Raw genomic sequence first — 24,389 nt, forward strand, 5'->3', positions numbered from 1 at the left:
CTGACCGCAGTACCCGTCGCCGGGATCGATCGATCTGAGTGTCAATTCGAAGTCGGACGTGTCCGGCCCAACACAGGAGGATTCCATGGCTAAGGGCTACTGGGTCAGTGTCTACCCCGCCAATTCCGACCCCGAGAGGCTGACTGCCTACGACAAGCTGGCCGGTCCGGCTGTCCAGGCTGGGGGCGGGCGCACCCTGTCCCGGATCCCGTCCCGTGGCGGTCGAGTCGTCGCCCACGAGGCCGGAATCACGCAACGCGTCGTTCTGATCGAGTTCGACAGCTTTGAACAGGCCGTCGCGGCATACGAGAGCGAGGCATACCAGAAGGCGCTGGTGGCTCTCCCCGACGGCGTCGAGCGCGACTTCCGCATCATCGAAGGCATCGACTGACCGGCGGGCCCAGCCACCACAGTCACCGCGAAACGACTCCCGAAGTCGCCGCTGTAACCAGCGTCGCCACCATCAGATGCGCTGCACCACCGGCCTGAAGGCCGATGCACTGCGAGTGAATGCCGGTAGCCGTAAAGCCCGTACTGGTGGTCGAGCCTGTTCCGGCCCGTGAGCCCGTCCCGGTGGTCGAGCCCGTTCCGGCCGTCAAGCCGGTCAGGGCCCTTACGGCCAGAGCAGCTGCGTCGTCCACGTGTCCTCCGCGCGCCGGTACAGCAGCCGCACGTGCTGGCGGCGGCCGTCGCCCTGGAAGAACTCCACCTCCAGCGGGCGCAGGTGGTACAGCGTCCAGGTGGGCACCGGGGAGTCTGGCTCGCGCTGCGCCCGCTCCCACGCGGTCTGCGACACCTTCGCCAACTCGTCGAGCGACACGAGGACTTCGCTCTGGCGTCCGGTGAGGGCGGCAGCCAGCGCCCCCGTGGAGCGGGCGTGCAGGTCCGCCTGGCCGTCCGCGGAGGGGGCGGCCGTGACCGGGCCCCGGACGCGCACCTGACGGCCCAGGACCGGCCAGTAGAAACCGAGGGCGGCGTACGGGCGGGCGGTCAGCTGCTCGCCCTTCCGGCTGGTCACGTGGGTCGCGAAGGACCAGCCGTCCGCGTCGGCGCCGTGCAGCATCACGGTCCGTACGTCCGGCCGGCCCTCCGCGTCCGACGTCGCGAGGGACATCGTGTGCGGCTCGGTCTGGCCGGCCGCGACGGCCTCGGCGAACCAGGTGGTGAAGAGGGGCAGTGGCTCGGCGGGGGCGTCGGCCGGGTCGAAGGCAGGCAGCGCGGTGACCTCCGGGTCCCACACCCGCAGTGACCTCAGCAGCTCGTGAAGATCGGTTCCCATGCTCCGATTGTCACGCCTCCGGCGCTTCGGATCGTGCGGGGCCCGAAGACGTCGCCCCGATGGTCACGTGCTGGTCGAGCATGCAGCGAGGGGCCGTGGACGAGCGTGCTCGCCATCCTCACGCTGTCCGGCGCCTCAGACCGTACCGAGGTCCGAGGACAGCCAGCGTTCGGGTCGCATCCGGATGACGACCTGTTCGCCGTGCTCCTTCCAGGCCGTGGCCACGTATCCGTCCACCTTGTCGGCCGGGAGGTAGCGCGCGGAGATCTCCCGGAGCTGTTCCAGGGTGGCGGGCACGGTGTCGACGACCGGCCCCTCGACGGACACGTACCGGATGGTGGGTTCCAGCCGGTCGACCATCAAGGTGAACCGGCCCGCCGCGCTGATCAGCTCGTTCTTACGGGTGTGCAGTCCCGTCATGATCCACACCGTGCCGTCGGACTCGTACTGGTACCAGATCGGCACGGTCAGCGGAGCGCGCCCCGCCCCCGCGTCGATCGCGAGTGCGGCCACGTGCGGCTCGGCCAGGAACTGTGCTCGTTCTTCGCGGGTCAGGGCCATGCGGACTCCTCCGGCGGCTCGGGCATCATCGTCCTCTGTCACGCCCCAACACCCGTCGGGGGCTGCCTGTTCCCGCCCCGCCCGGACCGGCGTGGGGTGCCTGAGCCGGCCACGTCAGACGATCTCGGCGGTCGGCTAAAGGCATCGCAACAGGCCCCGCCTACGGACGAGTTCGCCCCAGCACCACCGTCCCCGACGAGCAGAACCAGCCGCCCGTCCCCGAGGCCACCGCCAGTTCCGGCAGCCGCCCCCCGTCCTTGCGGACCTGGCGGCCCTCCGCCTCCCCGCGCAGCTGCCGTACCGCCTCCACCAGCAGGAACAGTCCCCGCATGCCGGGATGCTGGGCCGACAGCCCGCCCCCGTCCGTGTTCACGGGCAGTTCGCCGCCCTCGACCCGCAGCCGGCCCTTCTCCACGAACGCCCCGCCCTCGCCCTTCCCGCAGAAGCCGAGGTCCTCCAGGGTCACCAGCGTCATGTACGTGAACGCGTCGTAGATCTCCGCGAAGTCGATCTCCCCGGGTCCGACGCCCGCCCGTTCGAAGGCGAGCCGTCCGCTGACCGCCGCCGGGGACACCGTGAAGTCGGCCCACTCGGACATCGCGGAGTGGGAGACGTGCTCCCCGGTGCCGAGGATCCACACCGGTGCCGTACGGCAGTCCGTCACGTAGTCCTCGGCGGCGAGCAGGACCGCCGCCCCGCCGTCGGACCGCAGGCAGCAGTGCAGCTTGGTGAAGGGGTCCGCGATCATCGGGCCGGACAGTACGTCGTCGACCGTGACCGGGTCGCGGAACATCGCCTCGGGGTTCAGGGCGGCGTTGGCCCGCGCCTGCACCGCCACCTCCGCCAACTGCTCGATCGTCGTGCCGTGTTCGAGCATGTGGCGGCGGGCCGCCATGGCGTACTTGGCGATCAGTGTGTGGCCGTACGGCACCTCGAACTGGAGCGGTCCCCGGGAGCCGAACGACAGGTTCCCCGTGCGGCGGCCCGACTTGACGTCCGCGCGGGCCGTCGAGCCGTAGGCCAGCAGCACCGCGTTCGCGTGGCCGGCGGCGATCGCGTCCGCCGCGTGTGCGGCCATGACCTCCCAGGTGGAACCGCCCACCGACGTCGAGTCGACCCAGGTGGGACGCAGGCCCAGGTACTCGGCGACCTCGATAGGCGCGAGGGTGCCGGTGCCCGCCGAGGCGAAGCCGTCGACCAGCGAGCGTTCCAGGCCCGCGTCGGTCAGGGCGCGGCGGGCGGCCTGGGCGTGCAGGGCGTAGGCGGTCGCGTCGTCCACGCGGCCGCAGTCGGAGAGGGAGACGCCGACGATCGCGACTTTCCGGGAGCCGGTCCTCATGGATCTGACGGTACATCAGATACGGCGGTGTGCGGCAGGTGTCACGAGGTGGCCGACGTCATGCCGCGAGAGCCGTGGCCGACGTCATGTCGCGAGAGCTGCCACGAGTGCTTTCGCGAGTGCTGTCGCGACAGCTGCCGTGAGAGCTGTCACGGGGCTGGGCATCCCGCGCCGCCCGCCCTAATATGACGGCCCGTCAGATCATGCGGACGGCTCAGAGGAGGTCCCATGGACGCCGGCTTCACCGCTGAGCAGGACGAGATCCGCCGCACCCTGCGCGAGCTGCTCCGCAAACGCTGTGGGCCCGCCGACGTGCGCGCCGCCGTCGACACCCCGGCCGGACACGACCCCACCCTGTGGTCCGCCCTCGCCGAACACCTCGGGCTGCCCGGCATCGCCCTCCCCGAGGCCTACGGCGGTGTCGGCTGCTCGGTGACCGAACTCGCCCTGGCCTTCGAGGAGACCGGCCGCCGCCTGGCCCCCACGCCCCTGTTCGCCACCGCGGCCCTCGCCGCCCCGCTGCTGCTCGCCCTCGGCACGGACGCCCAGCGGGCCGGGCTGCTCCCGGGCATCGCCGCCGGCTCCCTGACCGCCACCCTCGCCGTACCCGGCACCCACCTCTCCACCGCCCTCGCCCTCACCGGTGACAACGACGGCGGCTGGGCGGGCGGCGGCCGGGCCGGGGGCGTGCAGGCCAGGCGGGCGGGGGAGGGCTGGCGGCTGTACGGGCAGGCCGACCAGGTGCTCGACGGGCACAGTGCCGGGCTGCTGCTGGTCGCCGCCCACGCGGGCGGGTTCGCCCGCTCGCGGACGCTGCTCTTCCTGGTGCGCGGGGACGCGGCCGGACTCGTGCGGGCCCGGCAGACCGCCCTCGACGCGACCCGGCCGCAGGCGCGTGTCCAACTGAGGGAGGTGGCAGCGGAGTTGCTGGGCGACGAGGAGACGGACGTACGCACCGCGCTCACCGCTCTCGGTGACGCGGCCGCCACCGTCCTGGCGGGCGAGGCCGTCGGGGCCGCCGACCAGGTACTGAAGCTGACCGTCGAGTACGTGCGGCAGCGCGAGCAGTTCGGGCGGCCGATCGGGTCCTTCCAGGCGGTGAAGCACCGGCTGGCCGACGTCTACGTACAGGTGCAGGCGGCCCGCTCGGCGGCCTACTACGCGGCGTGGGCCGCGGCGAACGGGGAGCGGGTCGGACGGCTGGCCCTCGCGCAGGCCCTCGAAGCCCTGCGCCGCGCGTCCGCCGAGGGGATCCAGCTGCACGGCGGCATCGGTTTCACCTGGGAGCACGAGGCTCACCTGTACTTCAAGCGGGCCGCCGGGGACGAGCTGCTGTTCGGGCCGGTGCACCGGCTGCGGGCGCACGCCGCCGACGCGGCTCGGCTCTTCCAGGGGCAGGAGGTGACGGTGTGATCGGCGAACGGATCGTGCAGAAGGTGTCGTCGACGCGGGGTTTCGCCAAGGTCGCGCCCCATGTGATCCCCGCGCTCGACCGGGCCGTCCACCGGCTCACCCGCGGGCGGTTCCTGCTCAGCGCACAGCTGCTGCCCGGGGTGATCCTGACCTCCACCGGGGCGCGCAGCGGCCTGCCCCGCCGGGCACCGCTGGCCTGTATGCCCGAGGAGGGCGGCCGCAGCTGGCTCCTCGTCGGCTCCAACTTCGGCCGCCCGGGGCATCCCGCCTGGACCGCCAACCTCCTGGCCCACCCGGACGCCTCGGTCAGCTGGAAGGGCCGGGACATCCCCGTCACGGCCCGGCTGCTGCAAGGCGAGGAACGGGCGGCCGCCTGGAAGGCGGTGCTGACCTTCTGGCCGCCGTACGCGACGTACCAGGCACGGGTGGACCGCGAGATACGCCTCTTCAGGATCGTGCGGAGGTGACGGCGGGGCCGTGGGTGGTGCGGAGGTGACGGTCAGAGCGTCGCCAGTCGCTGGACCAACAGCAGCGTCCCGATGCCCAGCATGGCCGCCCCCGACGTCCGGGTGACCGCCCGCGCGGCGGCCGGGCGGGCGCCGAGGACCGCGCGGGCCGCGAGGCCGACCGTCAGGTAGACGGCGGCGCAGCACGCCATGTGGAGCAGTCCGAATACGGCGGTCTGCGCGGCCACAGGCAGGTGCCCACCCCCGGTGACCAGGAACTGCGGCAGGACCGACAGGTAGAGCAGCAGGCCCTTGGGGTTCAGGCCGCTGATCGTGGCGCCGCGCAGGAAGACGCGGGCGGGAGACGGGGTCACGGGCTCTCCCGCCGACTCCGCAGACTCCGCCGACCCCGTCGGCGCCCCTGTGTCCGGGGTGCCGGGCCTGCGCAGCAACCCCCACCCCAGCCACACCAGGTAGGCGGCGCCGGCGGCCGTCAGCGCGGTGAGCAGGCCGGGCGAGCGCGCCACCAGGACCGCGAGACCGGCCACCGCCAGCACCGTGTGCAGGGCGTAACCGGAGACGAGTCCGGCCACCGCCACCACCGGAGACCGGTCCCTCAGGCCCGCCGAGATCGCGTACGCCCAGTCCGCGCCCGGCACGCACACCAGCAGCAGGTCGACGGCGAGGAAGGAGATGAGGGTTCCCGAGTGCATGGTGGGGACATTAGGCGCAATGGGGTCGAAAGTGTTGTCGAAGTTTGCCCATGATCCGTGCTTTGGGAGGAGAATCTCTCCCATGGACGACGTGGACCGGAAGATTCTTGCCGAGCTGCAGCAGGACGGGCGGCTGACCGTGACCGAGCTGGCCGCACGGGTGCGGCTGAGCGTCTCGCCGTGCCACCGGCGACTGCGTGAGCTGGAGCGGTCGGGGGCGATCAGCGGCTACCGGGCCGTCGTGGACCCGACGGCCGTCGGGCTGACCTTCGAGGCGCTGGTCTTCGTCTCGATGCGGCAGGAGGACCGGGACACGGTCGTCGGGTTCGAGCGGGCGCTCGGCGAGGTGGAGGAGGTGCTGGAGGCGCAGCGGCTGTTCGGGGAGCCCGACTACCTGCTGCGGGTCGTCGCCGCCGACCTCGCCGCCTACCAGCGGCTCTACGACGAGCGCCTCGCCACCCTGCCGGGCGTGCAGCGGCTGACGTCCACGCTGGTGATGAAGCACGTGGTCAGGGACCGGCCCCTGCCGGCACAGCGCGGCGGGCGGCAGTCCGGTGGACTGCCGCCCGCGTGACAGGACTCGGGGTCTGGGAAACGATCGCTCGACGGGCCTACTTCGTCGGCTTCTTGCCGGTCACGCCCAGGTGCACCAGTAGCGCCAGGTTCGGCTTGAGTTCGGCCTGCTTGACGCCCCACGTCTGGAAGCCCTTCTGATGCGAGGCGACGGCCGCGAGCATCGCGACGATCGAACCCGCCACGGCCGCGGGGTTCACGTCCTTGTCGACCCGGCCCTTGGACTGCAGTTCGGCGACCGCGTCCGAGAGGGAGTTGTTCACGGAGTTCAGGATCTTCATACGGAGCTTGTAGAACCGCTTGTCGCCCTCGGCGGCCCCGAGGTCGACGACCCGGAGGATCGCGTCGTTGCGGCGCCAGAACTCCAGGAAGCCGTCGACGAGTTCCTGTGAGGTCTGCCAGCCCGCCTTGCCGACCCAGGAGCGTCCGGCGACCAGATCGGTCAACTCGGCGCCCTCGGCGGCCATTTGCTCCGCGATCTCCAGGACGGCGCCTTCGACGTCCGGGAAGTACTGGTAGAAGGTCGCGGGTGAAGTCCCCGCCTTCCGGGCGACATCGATGACTTTGACGTCCCGGTAAGGGGAGGAGCTGAGCATCTCGCTGAGGCAGTCGAGCAGCTTCTGCCGGGTCGCCTGCCCACGCCGGCCGGCCACCCGGCCGTCGACGGTACGCACTTGTCCTGTCATGCCGTCAGCTTACCGAGGGGTGATCGGAGCGCGATTCGGCCGACTGCAAATGGGGTGCGCGGGTGTGCGGGGGCGGGTGTGCCTGGTCTGCGGGGTGCGGGAGACGCCGTTACTTTGGCGGCATGGCCGAAAACAGGGCATCCGGGTACGCAGAGGACGTCTACGGAGAGGGCGTCCCCTGCTGGGTGGACGCGCAGCTTCCCGACGTCGAGGCGGGCAGGCGTTTCTACGGTGAGCTCTTCGGGTGGACCTTCGAGGAGTCGCACGGCGGCTCGGTGTGGGCCCGCCTCGAGGGCGAGCCCGTCGCCGCCCTCGCCCGCAAGGCGGACGGCCGGCTGCCCACCGTCTGGACCGTCTACTTCGCCACCCCGGACGTCGAGGGGCTCGCCGACCGGGTCTGGGCGGCCGGCGGGCAGGTCGTCACCGCCCCACTGCCGGTCGGCGACCTCGGCACCGCCGCCCTGGTCACCGACCCCGAGGGCGCAGTCTTCGGCCTCTGGGAGCCCGGCACGCACACCGGCTTCGGCACCCGGCACGAGCCAGGCACCTTCGCCTGGGCCGAGCTGTACGCCCGCGACACCGAGGCCGCCAACACCTTCTACGGCGGACTCTTCCACGAGGCCCTCTTCGGTTCCGGCGCCCGGCCCGACTTCGGCCGCGCCCCGGTCTCCGACGTCTTCCCCGCCGAGATGCCGCCGCACTTCCTCGTCCACTTCGCGGTGGCGGACTGCGCGGCCGCGCTCGGGACGGTGAACCGCCTCGGCGGACGGGTCCAGGCGCCCCCCTTCGAGACCTCGTACGGACGGGTGGCCATCGTCACCGACAATCAGGGAGCGTCGTTCGCACTGCTGGAGCGAGGGTGAATCCTGCTTTGATGTGAGACACCCCATTTGTTTCCGGGTTCGCAACCGGCGCCCCGGCCAGGAAGAATCAGGGTGCGTGCCGCCATGGCGGTGCGGTGGTGAGACGCTGCACGGGGTCGTGCACACACGTGGGCGTGACGCGGCCCGTACGGGGAGGTGGCAGGCAAGTGGTGGATCAGCTGACGCAGCACGATCCGCGCAGGATCGGGCCGTTCGAGGTGCTGGGACGGCTGGGTGCCGGCGGCATGGGGCTGGTCTATCTCGCGCGCTCGGCGTCCGGCCGGCGCGTGGCGATCAAGACGGTCCGTACGGAGCTCGCGGAGGACCAGCTCTTCCGGGTGCGCTTCACCCGTGAGGTGGAGGCCGCCCGGGCGGTCTCCGGCTTCTACACGGCGGCCGTGGTCGACGCCGATCCCCGTGCGGCCGTGCCCTGGCTGGCCACCGCGTACGTGCCCGCCCCCTCCCTCGAGGAGATAGTGAACGAGTGCGGGCCCATGCCGGCCCAGGCGGTGCGCTGGCTCGCGGCGGGCGTCGCCGAGGCGCTTCAGTCGATCCACGGCGCCGGGCTGGTCCACCGCGACCTCAAGCCCTCCAACGTGCTGGTCGTCGAGGACGGCCCCCGGGTCATCGACTTCGGCATCGCGTCCGGCGTTTCGAACACACGTCTGACGATGACCAACGTGGCCGTGGGCACCCCCGCCTACATGTCCCCCGAGCAGGCGAAGGACTCCCGCAGCGTCACCGGCGCGAGCGACGTCTTCTCGCTCGGTTCCATGCTGGTGTTCGCCGCCACGGGCCACCCGCCCTTCCACGGCGCCAACCCCGTCGAGACCGTCTTCATGCTGCTGCGCGAGGGACCGGACCTCGAAGGCCTCCCGGACGAGCTGCGCCCCCTCATCGAGTCCTGCATGCAGATGGAGGCCACGGCCCGCCCCAACCCGGCCGACCTCCAGTCCCAGCTCGCCCCCCACCTCTTCGGCTCCGGCTCCGACGACAGCGGTACGGCGTCGGCGTGGCTGCCCGAGCGGGCGGTGGGCCTCATCGAGGCGCGCCGCGGCGGCAGACCGCCGAAACCGGCGCAGGCCGGCGGACGCAGCGGCGGCGGCCGGATCGGCGCGGTACCGCCTCCGCCGTCCCGCGATCCCGTGATCCCGGCTCCGGCGCCGTCCCCGGTGTCCGTGGGCGCCCCCGACACCGGCCCGGTGCGTCTCGCCGGCGCCCAGGTGCCCATCGGGCCCGGCCCGCGTGTCGCCGACGCCCGCGCCGCCGCCGTCAAGGCACCCCCGCCCGAGGCCGGCCTGGTCGCGACCTGGTCCAGGCCCCGCCCCGGCGTCAACGGCGCCGACCCCGCCGTGACCGCCGCGCCGCCCGTCCCCCCGGAGACCGCGGCCGGCTGGCGCCCCTGGCGCTTCCGCATGTCCAACGACGTCTGGGGCACCCCCTCCGTCGCCGGCGACCTCGTCTACGTCACCTCCTTCGAGGTACACGCGCTGGACGTGGCCACCGGCCGGCGGCGCTTCAAGACACGGGACGTGGCCTGGTCGATGGCGGTCGCGGACGGCCGGGTCCACGCCTCCGACGGGCCCACCCTGTTCGCCCTGGACGCCCGCGAGGGCGGGGACCTGTGGCGGCTGTCCACGGACGCCTGGGTGTACTCCGTCAAGGCCGACCGGGGCACCGTGATCACCGGCACCCGCGGCGGCGGCGTCCAGGCCTGGGAGGCCTCGGGCGGTCAGAAGCTGTGGGAGCTCACCGGCTGTCAGAGCGACTTCGAGTCCCCGGAGGCGGGGCCCACCCTGCACGAGGGCACGGTGTACGTCTGGCACGACGCCCGGCTGCGCGCCCTGGACGCCCGCAGCGGCGACGAGCGCTGGTCGTACCCCATCGGCGACGCGGCCTCCTGCGGCGGCGTGCCGGTCCGGGTCGCCCAGGCGCACGACGGCCATGTGTACGTGTCGGCGGGTACCCGGGTGCTGGCCCTCGACGTGGCGAGCGGCCGCGTCCGCTGGCACTTCGAGGCGCCGGCCGTCTTCCTCTGCCCGCCGACCTTCGTGCCCGGCCCCGCGGTCGCCGGCGGCGGTGTGTACCTGGCCGACTACCTCGGCACGGTCTACGCCCTCGACGCGACCGACGGCCGTGACCGCTGGCGTATCGCCACCGAGGCCCGCTCCTCCGTCGACTCGGTACTGGTGGCCGGCGGCCATGTGCACGTGGGCAGCGGCAAGGGCCTCTACACCCTGGACGCGGTCACCGGCACGCCCAAGTGGCGCTTCCAGGCGGGCGGCGACATCGTCGGCGCCCCCACGGTCGCCGAGGGCCGCATCCACTTCGGCTCCACCGACCACCTGCTCTACACCCTGAAGGCCGACGACGGCCGCCTGCGGTGGAAGCTCGCGACCGGCGGCGAGATCACCGGCTCCCCGGTCGTCAAGGACGGCGTCGTGTACGCGTGCAGCAAGGACCGGTGCGTGTACGCGCTGGACGCGGAGAAGGGGACCGGGACGGCACGCACCCCGTGAGTTCGGGCCGGCCGGCGCCGGCCACCCGCCACGCGGTGCCCGTCCGGGGCGCCGATAGGGTGATCACATGCGGACACGGGGGCGCACACTCAGGCTGACAGCGGTCGTCGCGATGGTGGGACTGGCCCTGACGGGCTTCTCGTCGGGACGGCACCACAGCCGCGGCGGGAGCGGCGGTGGGGACGGCGGCGGCTGCAGCAGTTCCCGCCAGAACCACGGCGGTTCGTCGTCGTACCGCGACTCGGACGACGACAGTTACGGCAGTAGCGGCAGCAGCAGTGGCAGCGGCGGCGGGAGTTCGGACCGGCGCCGTTCCACGCCCACGTCCTCCAGCACGGGCGGCGGTGACTGGCTGGAGGACGCGACGGTGAAGCTGGTGAGCTGCGCGACGAAGAAGACCCCCTACGCGACGGCCGAGGTCACCAACCCGAACGGCCGCAAGGGCACCTTCACGGTGAGGGTCAACTTCATGAACGCCCGGGACGACTTCCCGGTCTACTTCGGGAGCACGGACGTGACGGTGCCCGCCAAGGGCAGGAAGACCGTCAGGGTGCGGTTCGCCGACTGGGAGGACATCACCACGGTCGACCACTGCGAGGCCGAGCGGGACGCCTACCCGGTGGACTGACCGCCTCAGCCCCTGAGTCCGGTCAGGAAGTCGATCAGGGCCGCGTTCACCTCGTCCGGCCGCTCCTGCTGGGTCCAGTGGCCGCAGCCCGGCAGCTCGATCGGGTCGCGCACCAGGTTGGGCATCAACTCCGGCAGCTTCGCGATGAGTTCGGGAGTGCCGGGGAAGGCCGGGACCAGGTCGCGGTCGCCGTACACGTAGAGCGCGGGCGGGCTGACGACCGCGCCGTGCCAGGGGGCGGTGAGTTCCCAGTTGCGGTCCAGGTTGCGGTACCAGTTGAGGGCACCGGTGAAGCCCTGGGCGTAGCTCTCGGTGAGCTCGTCCAGGTCCGCCTCGGTGAGCCAGTCCGGCAGCACCTCGGGGTCGGGGCTGTCCGCGAGCCAGCCCCGCTCCGGGTCGCTCACCAGGGCCTGCTCGTAGCGGCCGGCGCCGGGGGCGTCACCCGAGGCCCCGTACAGCAGCCTGCGCAGGGTGCTGCGAGGGTCCTTGCCGAACTCGGCGTCGGCGACCCCCGGACGGTTGAAGTAGTTCCAGTAGAACCGCCCGTCGAACCGTTCCCGCATGGCCTCCAGCGGTGGACGCTCCCCGCGGAACGGCGGCGCCACGCTCAACCCCGCCACCCCGCGCACCACGTCGGGCCGCAGCAGCGCGGTGTGCCAGGCCACCGGCGCGCCCCAGTCGTGCCCGACGACGAACGCCCGCTCCTCACCGAGCGCGTGGACCAGCCCGACCACGTCCCCGACGAGGTGGAGGATGCTGTACGCGGCCACGTCCTCGGGGTGGTCGCTGCTGCCGTACCCGCGCTGGTCGGGCGCGACCACCCGGAACCCGGCGGCGGCCAGCGGGCCGAACTGGTGGCGCCAGGAGTGCCAGGACTCGGGGAAGCCGTGCAGCAGCACGACGAGCGGTCCCTCGCCCTCCTCGGCTATGTGCAGCCGGATTCCGTTCACGTCGACCATGCGATGTTCAACCATGGGGGCGAGCATACGCCTGTACGGGCCACGTAAATTGCTAACGCAACCTGTACTCGCGCTGTCGGGCCCGAAACAACTCGGCCTGCCCGCCGGGCGGCAGATTCCCGAGCGCGATGAGATGCGGCGCCTGTGCGAAGCCCTGGGCGAGGCTCGCCTGCTTGGCGGCCCACAGGGCGCGGACGGTCCCCTGCACCGCCTCCGTCGGACACCCGGCGATCACCCCGGCGGCAGCGGTCGCGGCCGCCAGCGCCCCGCCCGGTTCGGTGAGTTCCGTGACCAGCCCGATGGTGTGGGCCCGCCGGGCGGACAACCGCTCCGCCGTGCCCATCAGTGCCGTCCGGGCCGCCTCCCCGTGCGGCATCAGCTGCGCCATGAGGACCGACTCGTACGCGCTGACCATGCCGTAGGTGGTGTGCGGGTCGAAGAAGGTCGCCGTCGTGTCCGCCACCAGGAAGTCGCACTCGCCGAGCAGGTAGAAGGCCCCGCCGCAGGCCATCCCGCGCACGGCGGCCACCACCGGCTTCCACAGGTCGTTGGACTTCGGCCCGATGCCGAGCAGCGGATCGTCCGCCATGTAGGGCGAGTCGGGCTGCGGCACGACCGCGTCCCGGTCGATCCCGGTGCAGAACGCCCGCTCCCCCGCGCCGGTCAGCACCACGGCCCGTACGGAGTCGTCGAACCGCAACCGCCGCCAGACGTCCCGGAGTTCCCGAACCATGGCGAGGTCGACGGAGTTGAGCCGGTCGGGCCGGTCGAGGGTGACGACGGCGACACCGGTGTCCTTGTCGACGCCGACCCGCACGGCGGTCACGGGCGCTCCGGGATCCACCGGGGGAGCCCGTCGGCACCGAAGACGACCCGCACCCCGGCCCCGATGCGGACCCGGTCGGCAGGCACCGAGTCCAGCGGCGCCCCGGCCGCGGCGACCAGGTTGCCGACGAGCCGGATGTGCGGCGCCTCGGCCAGCTCGACCAGGACGACGTTGTAGGGAGCCAGCGCCGCGTAGTCGGGCAGGAGAGGCGGGTGCGGCACGACGTACGACCAGATCCGGCCGTGCCCGGACACCGGGCGCCACTCCTGCGCGAAGGACTGGCAGTGCGGGCAGCAGGGGCGGGGCGGGAAGCGGAGCTCGCCGCAGTCGGCGCACGCCTGGACGCGCAGCTCGCCCCGGGCGGCGTACTCCCAGAACGGGGCGCCGTCGGTGTCCACGGCAGGCTTCAGCATCTCAACTCCTCAGCAGCAGAGCGGACGTCGGGACTCCCTCACCGGCGGTGACCAGACAGGTCGACGCCCCCGGGACCTGCGCCGTACCGGTGCCGCGCAGCTGCTTCACGCCCTCGTTGAGGAGGTTGAAGCCGTGGACGTACGCCTCGCTGAGCCCGCCGCCCCCCGTGTTGAGGGGCAGCCGGCCGCCGATCTCCAGGGCGCCGCCCTCGGTGAACGCCCCGCCCTCTCCCCGGCCGCAGAAGCCGTAGCCCTCCAGGGAGAGCGGGACGAGGGCGGTGAACGCGTCGTAGATCTGGGCGACGTCGACGTCCTCGGGCGCGAAGTCGGCGTGTTTCCACAGGTGCCGGGCGGCGGTCCAGGCGGGGCCGGTCAGGGGGTCGTCGTTCCAGTAGTTGACCATGCCGTGGTGCTGGGCGGGCAGTCCCTGGGCCGCCGCGTGGACGTAGACCGGCCGCCGGCGGCAGTCCCGGGCGCGCTCGCTGCCGACGATAACGCAGGCCAACGCCCCGTCCGTCTCCAGGCAGTTGTCGAAGAGGCAGAGCGGCTCGCTGATCCAGCGCGCGTTCATGTACATCTCGCGGGTCAGCGGGCGGTCGTACATGATCGCGGCGGGGTTCTGGTTGGCGCGGTTGCGGCAGGCGAGGGCGACGTTGAAGAGGTGGTCGCGGGTCGCGCCGTACTCGTGCAGATAGCGGCGCGTGAGCATGGCGATCTCGTCGACGGGTCTGAGCAGGCCGTAGGGCCGGGTCCACTGGGCGGGGGTGGGGAGTTGGACGGTGGTGTCGCGCCAGGGCCGGGGCCCCGAACCGCGTTTGCGGGAACGCCAGGCGACGCCGACCGTGGCCTGTCCGGTGGCGATGGCGGCGGCGAGGTGCGCGACGGTGGCGCAGGAGCCCCCGCCCCCGTACCCGACCCTGCTGAAGAAGGTGAGGTCACCGAAGCCGACCGCCTTGGCCAGCTCGACCTCGTCGGTCTCCTCCATCGTGTAGGAGGCGAGCGCGTCGACCTCGCCGGGGGCGATGCCCGCGTCGTCGAGAGCGGCCAGGACGGCCCGGCAGGCGAGCGTCCTCTCGTCCTCGTCCAGCCGCTTGGCGAAGGCGGTCTGGCCTATGCCGACGACGGCGGTGGCGTCCTTGAGTGAGGCCATGCTGGGGGCACCTCCGCATGCTGGCACGACACGGCACGACAGCTGACAGTGCGTCAGGTTACAGCTAATCTGACGGGCAGTCAGCTAGTGCGTTTCGGCTGGGTTCTACTGGGCCGGGGAGGCCGGTTGTGCGCGAGGACGTGGAGTGGGGCAGCATTCCGGGGCTGGTCAGGTCGGCGGCCGAACGGTACGCGGACGCCGAGGCGGTGGTGGACGGCCGGACCCGGATCTCGTACGCGGAGCTCGGCGCCCGGGTGGAGCGGGCGGCGGCCGCCTGCGTCGCGAACGGGGTCTCGGTCGGTGACCGGGTCGGGGTCTGGGCCCCGAACTCCCTGGACTGGATCGTCTCCGCCCTGGGCGCGGTCTCGGCGGGCGCGGTCCTCGTCCCCCTGAACACGCGCTTCAAAGGGGCGGAGGCGGCGGACGTCCTGCGCCGCTGCGGTGCGCGCCTGCTGTTCGTGACCGGGACGTTCCTCGGCACCTCGTACGTGGCGTCGCTGCGGCGGGCGGCGGGGGAGGGGGCCGGGCCCGGCCCGCTGCCGGGGCTGCCGGCGCTGGAGCAGGTGGTGGTGCTGTCGGACGACGCGCCCGCCGACTTCCGTACCTGGAAGGACTTCCTGGTGAGCGGGGACGGGGTCGGGGAGGCGGCGGTACGCGCCCGCGCCTCGGCGCTGCACGGCGGACTGCCCTCGGACATCATCTACACGTCCGGGACGACCGGCCGCCCCAAGGGCGCGGTGATCACCCACGCGCAGACCCTGCGGGCCTACGCGGTGTGGAGCGACCTGGCGGGACTGCGGCGGGGCGACCGCTACCTGATCGTGAACCCCTTCTTCCACACCTTCGGTTACAAGGCGGGCATCGTGGCCTGTCTGATGAGGGGCGCGACGATGATCCCCCAGCCGGTCTTCGACGTCGACACGGTGCTGGCGAACATCGCGGCGGAACGCGTGTCGGTCCTGCCGGGCCCGCCGACCCTGCACCAGTCGCTCCTGGACCACCCCGCGCGTGACGCCCACGACCTGTCGGCCCTGCGCCTGGTGGTGACCGGCGCGGCGGTGGTGCCGCTACGGCTCGTGGAACGCCTGCGCGGTGAACTGGGCGTCGGCACGGTCCTCACCGCCTACGGCCTGTCCGAGGCCTGCGGCGTCGTCACGATGTGCCGCCGCGGCGACGACCCGGCGGTGATCGCGTCGACCTCGGGGCGCGCGATACCCGGCACGGAGGTGCGGGTGGTGGACGCGGACGGGGCCGCCGTGGGCCCCTCAGTTCCCGGCGAGGTCCTGGTCCGCGGGTTCAACGTCATGCGCGGCTACTACGAGGACGCGCCGGCGACGGCGGAGGTTGTGGGGCCGGAGGGCTGGCTGCGGACGGGCGACGTGGGCGTGCTCGACGAGGCGGGCAACCTGCGCATCACCGACCGCCTCAAGGACATGTTCATCGTCGGCGGCTTCAACGCCTACCCGGCGGAGATCGAGCAACTCCTCGGCCTGCACCCGGACGTGGCGGACGTGGCCGTCGTCGGCGTCCCCGACCCGCGACTCGGGGAGGTCGGCAGGGCATACGTGGTCCGGCGGCCGGGGGCCGTGCTGACGGGGGACGACCTGATCGCGTGGGCGCGGCGCGAGATGGCGAACTACAAGGTGCCCAGAGCGGTGGAGTTCCTGGACGAGCTGCCTCGCAACGCCGGAGGCAAGGTCGTGAAGGGGGAGCTGCGGAGGCGGCAGGGGCAGTCGACGGCGGGGCGGTGAGCCGCGGTGCCGTGGTCGGCGTTGCGCGGAGGGCCGGCCGGGCGCTTGCCTCGAAGTCCGGGGCGGTGGGCCGCCGTGCGGTGGGCGGCGGTGCGGCGGGCTGGATGCCCGCCGCGTTCGGAGCTTGCCGAAGAGCGGTCCGTGGCAGGGCCACCGTGGTGAGGGCGGCGTCGCGCAGGGGGCCGGCCGGGCGCTTACTCGAAGCCCGGGGCGGTGGGCCGCCGTGCGGTGGTCGGCGGTGGGGCCGGCTGGTTGTCCGTCGCGGTCCTGGCCTGCCGAAGGCCGGTCCGCGCCGGGGCCCGCCCGTGGTGAGGGCGGCGTCGCGCGGGGGGTCGGTCCGGCGCCTGCCTCGAACCTCGCGGCGAGTCCGGACGCACCTCGGCCGCGGCGGCTCCCCCTCCGCGCCGCCGCGGCCGATCCCCGTGCGGGAAAGGTCTAGTTCGGGTCGGACGTCACGTGGGTGTTGTCCGGCGTGGTCTCGGTCCCGCCCTCGTCCACCTCGGTGACATGGGTGTTCAGCGGCTTGATCGGGCTACTGGTCACGTGGGTGTTGAGCGGCTTGATCTCCTCGCCGGCCGGCTCGTCGGTGACGTGGGTGTTGTCCGGTGTGGCGACCGGGTCCTTCGTGGCGTCGCTCATGCTGCTGCCTCCCCTTGTTGAAGCAAGTCGGAACGTGAGGGCCCGTCCGGTCACTCCCCCGAGGGTGACCGGACGGACCTTCGGGCCGCCCACCCTAGACAACGGGTGGGGCGACCTGACCGACGACCCGTCTGCCCCCCGACGCGACGGATCGACTACTCAGAGAGTGCCGGTCGGCGATAAACGAACGATGAACGCCCGTGAGTCGCCCTCGGACGGCCGCGCCGCCGCGTGCTAGGCGGCCGCGACCGGAGTGAGCAGCTCACGCACCTGGACGGCCTCGGGGGAGCCCAGCTTCTCGTAGATCTCCAGGGCCTCGTGCCAGCAGACCCGTGCCCTCCCGGACTGGCCGAGGCCGGTCAGCGCCCTGCCCAGCACGGTGAGCACGTGGGCGCGACGCCACTCCCCGCCGACCCCGCGCAGCACCGCGAGCGCCGTCTCGGCGTTGCTCGCCGCCCGGGCCGGCTTCTTCGCGTCGAGGTCGACCTCCGCGAGACGGCAGAGGGTCATCCCCTCCCACAGGCGCTGGCGGCTGGAGCGGAAGACGTTCAGCGCCTTCTCCAGCTGCTCGGCCGCCCGGGAGTGCTGCCCCGTCTTGCCGAGCGCCATCCCCAGCGCGTACTGCCCGTTGGCCCCGCGCAGGGCGTGGCCCAGGGTCTCGTAGATCGCGGTTCCCTGGTGGGCGAGGTCGACGGCGGTGTCGGCACGGCCCGTCGCGAGGTGGAGGCGGGAGAGGTTGCACAGCCCCGAGGCCGCCCCGGCCAGGTCACCGCAGCCGCGGAACTTGCCGATGGCCCGGCTGAAGTACTTCTCGGCGTCCTCGTGCCGGTTTTGGTAGAAGGCGATGCTGCCGAGGATGTTCGCCGCCCAGCAAGGCGGCAGCGGGTCGTCACCGCCCTCGGCGAGCCGGCACGCGTCCTGTGCCTCCTGGTAGGCCGTGTCGAAGAGGCCGGAGAAGAGACGGGCGTTGCTCAGCACGACGGAGGCGCGGGCTTCGGCGCGGACGTCCCCCAGCGAGCGGGCGGCGTCCCGCAGGGCCGCGGCGGCGGCCTCGTACTCCTTGGAGTTGGCGCCGGACTCGGCGAGGTCGACCGACGCCCACAGGAGGTCGATCGCCCGGCGCAGGGTGCCGCCCTCGGTGGACTGGCGCACACAGGCGAGCAGCGGCACGGCCTCCGAGTAGAGCCAGTCCCAGGCCGCCTGCCGGTGGGTGAAGGTCAGCCCGGCGGTGCCGGTCGGTTCCAGGTGGTCCACCAGCCGGTCCCCGGGCCGCTCGATGGCGTACACCCCGGCGGCCGTGGCCAGGTAGAAGTCCAGCAGTCGGGACAGCGCCGCCTCCCGCTCGCTCGGCGGCCACTCGTCCCGTTCCGCGCAGGCACGCGCGTAGAGCCGGACCAGGTCGTGGTAGCGGTAGCGGCCGGGTGCCGCCGACTCCAGCAGGGAGGTGTCGACGAGGGACTCCAGCAGGTCCTCGGTCTCCTCGACGGGGAGGTCCAGTACGGCGGCGGCGGCCGCCAGCGAGATGTCGGGGCCGTCCGCCAGGCCCAGCAGGCGGAACGCGCGGGCCTGGGCGGGTTCGAGGGCCCCGTAGCCCAGCTCGAAGGTCGCCTTCACCGCGAGGTCGCCGGCCTGGAGCTCGTCCAGGCGGCGGCGTTCGTCGGCCAGCTTCGCGGCCAGCACCGAGACGGTCCAGGTGCGGCGGGCCGCGAGGCGGGACGCCGCGATACGGATCGCGAGCGGCAGGAAGCCGCACGCGGCCACCACGTCCAGCGCGGCCTCGCGCTCGCTGCCCACCCGCTCCTCGCCCACGATCTTCGTGAACAGCGACAGCGCCTCGTCGGGGGACATCACGTCCAGGTCGATCAGATGCGCCCCGGCCAGGTCCACCATCCGCACCCGGGAGGTGATCAGGGTGGCGCAGCCCTCCGTGCCGGGGAGCAGCGGCCGCACCTGGGCGGCGTCCCGCGCGTTGTCCAGCAGGACGAGCACCCGGCGGCCGTCCAGCACCGAGCGGTAGAGCGCCGCCCGTTCCTCCAGGGAGTCGGGGATGGAGGAGTCCGCCGTGCCCAACGCCCGCAGGAACGAGCCGAGTACCGTCTCCGGCTCCGCGGCCCGCGCCCCGGCGCCCTGGAGGTCGACGTACAGCTGGCCGTCGGGGAAGGCGCCGCGCGCCTGGTGGGCCACGTGCACCGCGAGGGTCGTCTTGCCGACGCCGCCGATCCCGGCCAGCGCCGACACGGCCATGACCCGGCCCTCGACCGAGGCCAGTACGTCGCCGAGCTCGGAGACGAAGGCCGACCGCCCGGTGAAGTCGGGGACCGTCGCCGGGAGTTGGGCGGGGCGGACCGGCGTGGAGGACGGCTCGGCCCTCGGTGTCGAGGGTTCCGCCAGGGTTGGGTCGGCCCGCAGGATGCGCTGCTGGAGTTCACTGAGGCCGGGGCGGGGGTCCACGCCGAGCTCGTCGGCCAGCAGGCGGCGGGTGTCGGCGTAGACCGCGAGGGCCTCGGCCTGGCGTCCGCTGCGGTACAGCGCCAGCATCAGCAGCTCGCGCAACCGCTCCCGCAGGGGGTGCGCCGCGGTCAGGGCGGTGAGCTCGGAGACCGCCTCCGCGTGGCAGCCCTGCTCCAGGTCCATGTCCATCCGGGATTCGAGGAGTTGCAGGCGCCACTCCTCCAGCCGCACCCGCTGCGTCTCCGCGTACGGGCCCGGCACCCCGGCCAGCGCCTCGCCGTCCCACAGGGCCAGGGCCCGGCCCAGGAGGTCCCGGGCGTGGCACAGGTCGCCGGTGTGCCTGGCCTTCTCCGCCTCCGTCGCCAGGTCCTGGACGACGGACAGGTCGAGGGCGCCCTCGGGCAGGCCGCGGATCGCGTAGCCGCCGGACTCGCTGACCAGGACGCCGGGGTCCAGCACCTTGCGGAGCCGGGAGGCGTACGTGCGCAGGGCCGCCAGTGCCTGCGAGGGGGGTTCCTCGCCCCACAGGGCGTCGATCAGCTCGGCGGCGGTGGCCGTGCGGCCCTCGCGCAGCAGCAGGGCCGCCAGGAGGGCGCGTTGCTGGGGTGATCCGGTGCTCAGCGACTCCTCGCCGCGCCAGGCCCGCACCGGGCCGAGCAGTCCGAAGCGCAACGCCGGTGCCCGCTCCACGGAGGCGTCGGGACGCCTCTGCTCCGGCACACGCGGTACCTCCGGCACGCGCGGTACACCGTCCATCGCCGTCGTCCCCCTAGATGTCCTGAGCCACCCCGCCAGTTTGCCTTGTTCATGGCAGATGCGTCAGCTGTGGAGGGCGCGATCACCGGGAGGCGCGCGGGATATCACAAGCCCCTCACGCTGTCTTCGCACACTTCCGCACAGGAACGCCCGTAACCGGGCCCCGTCGCGCTAGCTGACGGGTCGTCAGATCGGCGCTACCGTGCCCCCTATGGAGACCATAGTCACCGAAGCCGTCGAGACGGACCCGGCACTTCCGCTGATCATCTCCGTCGACGACCACACCGTTGAGCCCCCCACCGTCTGGCAGGACCGGCTTCCCAGGAGGTACCTGGACACGGGGCCCCGCGTAGTCCGCGCCCCGCTCAGGGAGATGACCTTCCTCGGCGGCCGCTTCAAGCCCGTGATGGGCACTCCCGGCACCGACGACGGCCCGGTCGGCGACTGGTGGGTCTACGAGGACCTGCACCGCCCCCTCACCCGCCTCGACACCGCCGTCGGCTACAGCAGGGACGAGATCAGGCTCGAGGTCATCACGTACGAGCAGATGCGGCCGGGCTCGTACGACGTGCCGCAGCGCCTCGCCGACATGGACGTCAACCACGTCCAGTCCGCCGTCTGCTTCCCGACCTTCCCGCGGTTCTGCGGCCAGACCTTCACCGAGGCCGCCGACCACGAGCTGGGCCTTCTGTGCGTCCAGGCCTACAACGACTGGATGGTGGAGGAGTGGTGCGGGCCCCAGGCGCGCGGCCGCCTCATACCGCTGACCCTCATCCCGCTCTGGGACGCCGAGCTCGCGGCCCGTGAGGTACGGCGGAACGCGGCCCGCGGCGTCCGGGCCGTCGCCTTCTCCGAGATACCCCCGCACCTGGGCCTGCCGTCCGTCCACACCGACGACTGGGACCCCTTCCTCGCCGCCTGCGACGAGACCGGCACGGTCGTCGCCATGCACATCGGCTCCAGCAGCCGTATGCCGTCCACGTCGAAGGACGCCCCGCCCGCGGTCGGCTCCACCATCACCTTCGCCAACTGCTGCTTCTCGATGGTCGACTGGCTGATGAGCGGCAAGTTCGAGCGCTTCCCCAACCTGCGGGTGATGTACGCGGAGGGCCAGATCGGCTGGATCCCGTACATCCTCGAACGCGCCGACATCGTGTGGGAGGAGAACCGCGGCTGGGGCGGGGTCGCCGACAAGGTGCACCGGCCGCCGTCCGAACTCTTCGCCGAACACGTCTACGGCTGCTTCTTCGACGACGCCTTCGGCCTGCGCAACCTGGACGCCATCGGCGTCGGCAACGTCCTCTACGAGACCGACTACCCCCACTCCGACTCCACCTGGCCGAAGTCCAAGGAGGTCGGCGAGGCGCAGATGGGGCACCTGGACGCGGACGTCGTGGAGCGGATCGTACGGGGGAACGCGATCGATCTCCTCGGGCTCACACCGGACGGACTCTGGGACGGTCCGAGGTGATCCGGTACGGCATCCAGCTCCCCGTCCAGTCGCAGAGCACCCTCTACGCCGAACCGTGGGAGGCCGCCGCCGGACCCGAGGACCTCCTGGACATCGCCCGCGGCGCCGAGCGCGCCGGCTTCGACTACGTCGCCTGCTGCGACCACGTCGCCATCCCGCGCCGGCTCGCGCCCGCGATGAGCACGGTCTGGTACGACCCGGTCGCCACCCTCGCCTTCCTCGCCGCCGCCACCGAGCGGGTACGGCTGCTCAGTCACGTCGCCGTCGTCGGCCTGCGCCACCCGCTGCTCACCGCCAAGCAGTACGCCACCCTCGACCACCTCAGTCGCGGCCGGCTGGTCCTCGGGGTCGGCGCCGGCCATGTGGCGGAGGAGTTCGAGGCGCTCGGGGTGGACTTCCGGCAGCGGGGGCCCGTCCTCGACGAGACGATCGACGCCCTGCGCGCCGCCCTAGGCCCCCAGGAGTTCCCCGAACACCACGGCAAGGTGCACGACTTCCAGGATCTCGGCCAGCGGCCCAGACCGGCCCAGACCCGCGTACCGCTGTGGGTCGGCGGCTCCTCGCCCGCCGCCGTACGCCGGGCCGCGCTCAAGGCGGACGGCTGGCTGCCGCAGGGCGACCCGCGCGAGCGGCTGCCGGCCCAGATCGAGCGGATCCGGGAGATCCGCGAGAAGGGCGCGATCCAGGGGCCCTTCGTCATCGGCGCCATCGCCGAGCCGCTCTACGTCGGCACGCCCGGCTGGGACGTCGGACGGCGCACGCTCACCGGCCCGCCCGAGACGCTCGCCGAGTCCCTGCGCGCCTACCGCGCGATGGGCGTCCACCAGATCCAGGTCAGGTTCCGCAGCCGCAGCAGAGCCGAACTCACCGACCAGATTGCCGCGTTCGGGGCCGGGATCGGCCCGCACCTCTGACCGGAACGGGAGACCCCATGGGCAAGCTGGACGGGCGCGTCGTGATCGTCACCGGCGCGGCGCGCGGACAGGGCGAGCAGGAGGCCCGGCTCTTCCGGGCGGAGGGCGCCGGGGTCGTCGTGGCGGACGTGCTCGACGAGCAGGGGCAGGCCCTCGCGAAGGAGATCGGGGCGCTGTACGTGCGGCTCGACGTGGGGCGGGAGGAGGAGTGGAGGGCCGCGGTCGACGCCGCCGTCCAGGCGTACGGCCATGTCGACGGGCTCGTCAACAACGCCGGCATCCTGCGCTTCAACAGCCTCCTCGACACGCCCCTCGACGAGTTCCTGGAGATCGTGAACGTCAACCAGGTCGGCTGCTTCCTGGGCATCAAGACCGTGGCGCCCCGGATGTCCGACGGAGGCACGATCGTCAACACCGCCTCGTACACCGGGCTGACCGGGATGGCGTACGTGGGGGCGTACGCGGCCAGCAAGCACGCGATCGTGGGGCTCACGCGGGTGGCCGCGCTGGAGCTGGCGGACCGGGGGATCCGGGTCAACGCCGTCTGCCCGGGCGCCGTCGACACCGCGATGAGCAATCCGGGCGCCGTCGCGGAGGGAGCGATGGACGCGCTGTACCGCAAGCTCGTGCCGCTGGGGCGGATCGGGCGGCCGGAGGAGGTGGCGCGGCTCGCGCTGTTCCTGACCTCCGAGGACTCCTCCTACATCACGGGACAGCCCCTGGTGATCGACGGGGGCTGGCTCGCCGGAGTGGCCGTGGTCTGACTGGCCGTCAGCTATTGACGGTGCATGCGGGCGGTGCCACAGTCGGCCCCACCGATGAATCTGACGGTACGTCAGAAACCGTGAACACCAGAACCGGGGACGGTGAACCTCCTTGGAATTCGGGCTCTTTGTACAGGGATACGTGGGCAAGCGCGCCGAGACCGACCCGCTCGCCGAGCACAAGGCGCTGATGGAGGAGACCGAGTACGTCATCCAGGCGGACAGGTCCGGCTTCAAGTACGCCTGGGCGTCCGAGCACCACTTCCTGGAGGAGTACTCGCACCTCTCCGCCAACGACGTCTTCCTCGGCTACCTCGCCCACGCCACCGAGCGGATCCACCTCGGCTCCGGGATCTTCAACCCGCTCGCCCAGGTCAACCATCCGGTGAAGGTCGCCGAGAAGGTCGCCATGCTCGACCATCTCACCGGCAACCGCTTCGAGTTCGGCAGCGGACGCGGGGCCGGCTCGCACGAGATCCTCGGCTTCCTCCCCGGCATCACCGACATGAACTTCACCAAGGAGATCTGGGAGGAGACCATCGCCGAGTTCCCGAAGATGTGGCTCCAGGACGAGTACGAGGGCTTCCAGGGCAAGCACTGGTCGCTGCCCCCGAGGAAGATCCTGCCCAAGCCGTACGGGAAGGCGCACCCGGCGATGTGGTACGCCGCCGGGTCGCCACCCTCGTACGCCATGGCCGCCCGCAAGGGCCTCGGGGTGCTCGGCTTCAGCGTGCAGAAGGTCTCCGACATGGAATGGGTCCTCGAGCAGTACAAGAACGCCGTCGTGGACGCCGAGCCGATCGGCTCCTTCGTGAACGACAACGTGATGGTGACGACCACGGCGATCTGCGCGCCGACGCACGCGGAGGCGGTACGGATCGCGGTCGAGGGCGGGCTGCACTACCTGCCCTCGCTGGTCTTCCGCTACCACGACACGTTCCCTCGGCCCGAGGGGTTCCCGGTGTGGCCGGAGACGCTGCCCGAGTACAACGAGGAGTTCATCGAGGTCCTCATCGCCGAGGAGCTGCTGATCTGCGGGGATCCGGACGAGGTGCTCACGCAGTGCAAGCGGTGGGAGCAGGCGGGGGCCGACCAGTTGAGCTTCGGGTTGCCGGTGGGGGTGCCGAAGGAGGAAACGTTGCAGACGATCCGGCTGGTGGGGGAGCACGTGATTCCGAAGATCGATACGGATCCCGTGCACCGGACTACGCGGTTCCGGCAGGCCGCGTGATCGCCGTGGGGCTGCGGGCCGTTCGCGGCCGCGGGTGGTTCGTG

The 24,389-nt window shown here is 72.4% G+C and carries 23 protein-coding genes; 12 read left to right on the forward strand and 11 right to left on the reverse strand.

What is annotated here, in order from left to right:
• Positions 1 to 85 precede the first annotated feature (85 nt).
• The gene (locus tag AQJ84_RS19550; protein WP_030042454.1) at positions 86 to 391 is read left to right on the forward strand and encodes a DUF1330 domain-containing protein; all 306 of its coding nucleotides are present in this window, start codon (positions 86 to 88) and stop codon (positions 389 to 391) included.
• A gap of 222 nt (positions 392 to 613) precedes the next feature.
• Here the strand turns inward: AQJ84_RS19550 and AQJ84_RS19555 are convergent, their stop codons facing one another.
• From AQJ84_RS19555 to AQJ84_RS19565, 3 genes are all read right to left on the reverse strand, one after another.
• Positions 614 to 1,279, reverse strand: coding sequence for a pyridoxine/pyridoxamine 5'-phosphate oxidase (locus AQJ84_RS19555; protein WP_053191110.1), 666 nt, complete (start codon positions 1,277 to 1,279; stop codon positions 614 to 616).
• 135 nt (positions 1,280 to 1,414) lie between these two features.
• Complete coding sequence (locus AQJ84_RS19560; RefSeq protein WP_030042452.1) at positions 1,415 to 1,840, reverse strand: pyridoxamine 5'-phosphate oxidase family protein; 426 nt, start codon at positions 1,838 to 1,840, stop codon at positions 1,415 to 1,417.
• Positions 1,841 to 2,000: 160 nt separating this feature from the next.
• Positions 2,001 to 3,179 carry a thiolase C-terminal domain-containing protein gene (locus AQJ84_RS19565; protein WP_030042451.1) on the reverse strand — a complete coding sequence of 393 codons (1,179 nt, stop codon included), beginning with the start codon at positions 3,177 to 3,179 and terminating at the stop codon, positions 2,001 to 2,003.
• A gap of 228 nt (positions 3,180 to 3,407) precedes the next feature.
• Here AQJ84_RS19565 and AQJ84_RS19570 point away from each other — a divergent pair, with 228 nt between their 5' ends.
• On the forward strand, positions 3,408 to 4,592 hold the full coding sequence (locus tag AQJ84_RS19570; RefSeq protein WP_030042450.1) for an acyl-CoA dehydrogenase family protein: 1,185 nt from the start codon (positions 3,408 to 3,410) through the stop codon (positions 4,590 to 4,592).
• The gene (locus AQJ84_RS19575) at positions 4,589 to 5,059 is read left to right on the forward strand and encodes a nitroreductase family deazaflavin-dependent oxidoreductase (protein ID WP_030042449.1); all 471 of its coding nucleotides are present in this window, start codon (positions 4,589 to 4,591) and stop codon (positions 5,057 to 5,059) included. The genes AQJ84_RS19570 and AQJ84_RS19575 overlap by 4 nt, the downstream gene beginning before the upstream one ends.
• Before the next feature lie 32 nt (positions 5,060 to 5,091).
• Here AQJ84_RS19575 and AQJ84_RS19580 read toward each other — a convergent pair whose 3' ends face one another.
• Positions 5,092 to 5,751: a LysE family translocator gene (locus tag AQJ84_RS19580; RefSeq protein WP_030042448.1), complete on the reverse strand. Its 660-nt coding sequence runs from the start codon at positions 5,749 to 5,751 to the stop codon at positions 5,092 to 5,094.
• An 82-nt stretch (positions 5,752 to 5,833) separates the two neighbouring features.
• Here AQJ84_RS19580 and AQJ84_RS19585 point away from each other — a divergent pair, with 82 nt between their 5' ends.
• A complete protein-coding gene (locus tag AQJ84_RS19585; protein ID WP_030042447.1) occupies positions 5,834 to 6,325 on the forward strand; it encodes an Lrp/AsnC family transcriptional regulator in 492 nt (163 codons plus the stop codon).
• 37 nt (positions 6,326 to 6,362) lie between these two features.
• Here the strand turns inward: AQJ84_RS19585 and AQJ84_RS19590 are convergent, their stop codons facing one another.
• The gene (locus AQJ84_RS19590) at positions 6,363 to 6,998 is read right to left on the reverse strand and encodes a TetR family transcriptional regulator (protein ID WP_030042446.1); all 636 of its coding nucleotides are present in this window, start codon (positions 6,996 to 6,998) and stop codon (positions 6,363 to 6,365) included.
• 134 nt (positions 6,999 to 7,132) lie between these two features.
• On the opposite strand from AQJ84_RS19590, the gene AQJ84_RS19595 reads away from it, so the two are divergent.
• The 3 genes from AQJ84_RS19595 to AQJ84_RS19605 all read left to right on the forward strand — a co-directional run bounded on the left by AQJ84_RS19595 (position 7,133) and on the right by AQJ84_RS19605 (position 11,020).
• The gene (locus AQJ84_RS19595) at positions 7,133 to 7,873 is read left to right on the forward strand and encodes a VOC family protein (protein ID WP_157874947.1); all 741 of its coding nucleotides are present in this window, start codon (positions 7,133 to 7,135) and stop codon (positions 7,871 to 7,873) included.
• A 167-nt stretch (positions 7,874 to 8,040) separates the two neighbouring features.
• Positions 8,041 to 10,392, forward strand: coding sequence for an outer membrane protein assembly factor BamB family protein (locus tag AQJ84_RS19600; RefSeq protein WP_053191112.1), 2,352 nt, complete (start codon positions 8,041 to 8,043; stop codon positions 10,390 to 10,392).
• Positions 10,393 to 10,459: 67 nt separating this feature from the next.
• Entirely contained in the window at positions 10,460 to 11,020 is a 561-nt protein-coding gene (locus AQJ84_RS19605; protein WP_030042442.1) for a hypothetical protein, read from the forward strand.
• 5 nt (positions 11,021 to 11,025) lie between these two features.
• Here the strand turns inward: AQJ84_RS19605 and AQJ84_RS19610 are convergent, their stop codons facing one another.
• Genes AQJ84_RS19610 through AQJ84_RS19625 form a run of 4 tightly spaced genes read right to left on the reverse strand, consistent with a single transcriptional unit; the run spans position 11,026 to position 14,368 of the window.
• Entirely contained in the window at positions 11,026 to 11,994 is a 969-nt protein-coding gene (locus tag AQJ84_RS19610) for an alpha/beta fold hydrolase (protein WP_030042441.1), read from the reverse strand.
• Positions 11,995 to 12,031: 37 nt separating this feature from the next.
• On the reverse strand, positions 12,032 to 12,805 hold the full coding sequence (locus AQJ84_RS19615; RefSeq protein ID WP_030042440.1) for an enoyl-CoA hydratase/isomerase family protein: 774 nt from the start codon (positions 12,803 to 12,805) through the stop codon (positions 12,032 to 12,034).
• A complete protein-coding gene (locus tag AQJ84_RS19620) occupies positions 12,802 to 13,218 on the reverse strand; it encodes a Zn-ribbon domain-containing OB-fold protein (RefSeq protein WP_030042439.1) in 417 nt (138 codons plus the stop codon). Before AQJ84_RS19620 ends, AQJ84_RS19615 begins: the two co-directional genes overlap by 4 nt.
• A 1-nt stretch (position 13,219) precedes the next feature.
• The gene (locus tag AQJ84_RS19625) at positions 13,220 to 14,368 is read right to left on the reverse strand and encodes a lipid-transfer protein (RefSeq protein WP_030042438.1); all 1,149 of its coding nucleotides are present in this window, start codon (positions 14,366 to 14,368) and stop codon (positions 13,220 to 13,222) included.
• A gap of 128 nt (positions 14,369 to 14,496) precedes the next feature.
• Here AQJ84_RS19625 and AQJ84_RS19630 point away from each other — a divergent pair, with 128 nt between their 5' ends.
• Positions 14,497 to 16,119 (forward strand): FadD3 family acyl-CoA ligase, encoded by a 1,623-nt coding sequence (locus tag AQJ84_RS19630; RefSeq protein WP_030042437.1) that lies wholly within the window; start codon positions 14,497 to 14,499, stop codon positions 16,117 to 16,119.
• Between the two features lie 435 nt (positions 16,120 to 16,554).
• Here the strand turns inward: AQJ84_RS19630 and AQJ84_RS19635 are convergent, their stop codons facing one another.
• Together AQJ84_RS19635 and AQJ84_RS19640 are read right to left on the reverse strand one after the other, a co-directional pair.
• Positions 16,555 to 16,758: a hypothetical protein gene (locus tag AQJ84_RS19635; RefSeq protein WP_030042436.1), complete on the reverse strand. Its 204-nt coding sequence runs from the start codon at positions 16,756 to 16,758 to the stop codon at positions 16,555 to 16,557.
• Between the two features lie 234 nt (positions 16,759 to 16,992).
• A complete protein-coding gene (locus AQJ84_RS19640) occupies positions 16,993 to 19,965 on the reverse strand; it encodes an AfsR/SARP family transcriptional regulator (protein ID WP_053191114.1) in 2,973 nt (990 codons plus the stop codon).
• A gap of 211 nt (positions 19,966 to 20,176) precedes the next feature.
• On the opposite strand from AQJ84_RS19640, the gene AQJ84_RS19645 reads away from it, so the two are divergent.
• The 4 genes from AQJ84_RS19645 (at position 20,177) to AQJ84_RS19660 (ending at position 24,345) form a co-directional block, all read left to right on the forward strand.
• Positions 20,177 to 21,436 carry an amidohydrolase family protein gene (locus AQJ84_RS19645; protein ID WP_030042434.1) on the forward strand — a complete coding sequence of 420 codons (1,260 nt, stop codon included), beginning with the start codon at positions 20,177 to 20,179 and terminating at the stop codon, positions 21,434 to 21,436.
• Entirely contained in the window at positions 21,436 to 22,350 is a 915-nt protein-coding gene (locus AQJ84_RS19650; RefSeq protein ID WP_053191131.1) for a TIGR03619 family F420-dependent LLM class oxidoreductase, read from the forward strand. Before AQJ84_RS19645 ends, AQJ84_RS19650 begins: the two co-directional genes overlap by 1 nt.
• A 17-nt stretch (positions 22,351 to 22,367) precedes the next feature.
• Positions 22,368 to 23,114, forward strand: coding sequence for an SDR family NAD(P)-dependent oxidoreductase (locus tag AQJ84_RS19655; protein WP_030042431.1), 747 nt, complete (start codon positions 22,368 to 22,370; stop codon positions 23,112 to 23,114).
• 112 nt (positions 23,115 to 23,226) lie between these two features.
• A complete protein-coding gene (locus AQJ84_RS19660) occupies positions 23,227 to 24,345 on the forward strand; it encodes an LLM class flavin-dependent oxidoreductase (protein ID WP_078632155.1) in 1,119 nt (372 codons plus the stop codon).
• Positions 24,346 to 24,389: the final 44 nt, after the last annotated feature.

The sequence above is a fragment of the Streptomyces resistomycificus genome (assembly GCF_001514265.1).
GTDB classification, from domain to species: domain Bacteria; phylum Actinomycetota; class Actinomycetes; order Streptomycetales; family Streptomycetaceae; genus Streptomyces; species Streptomyces resistomycificus.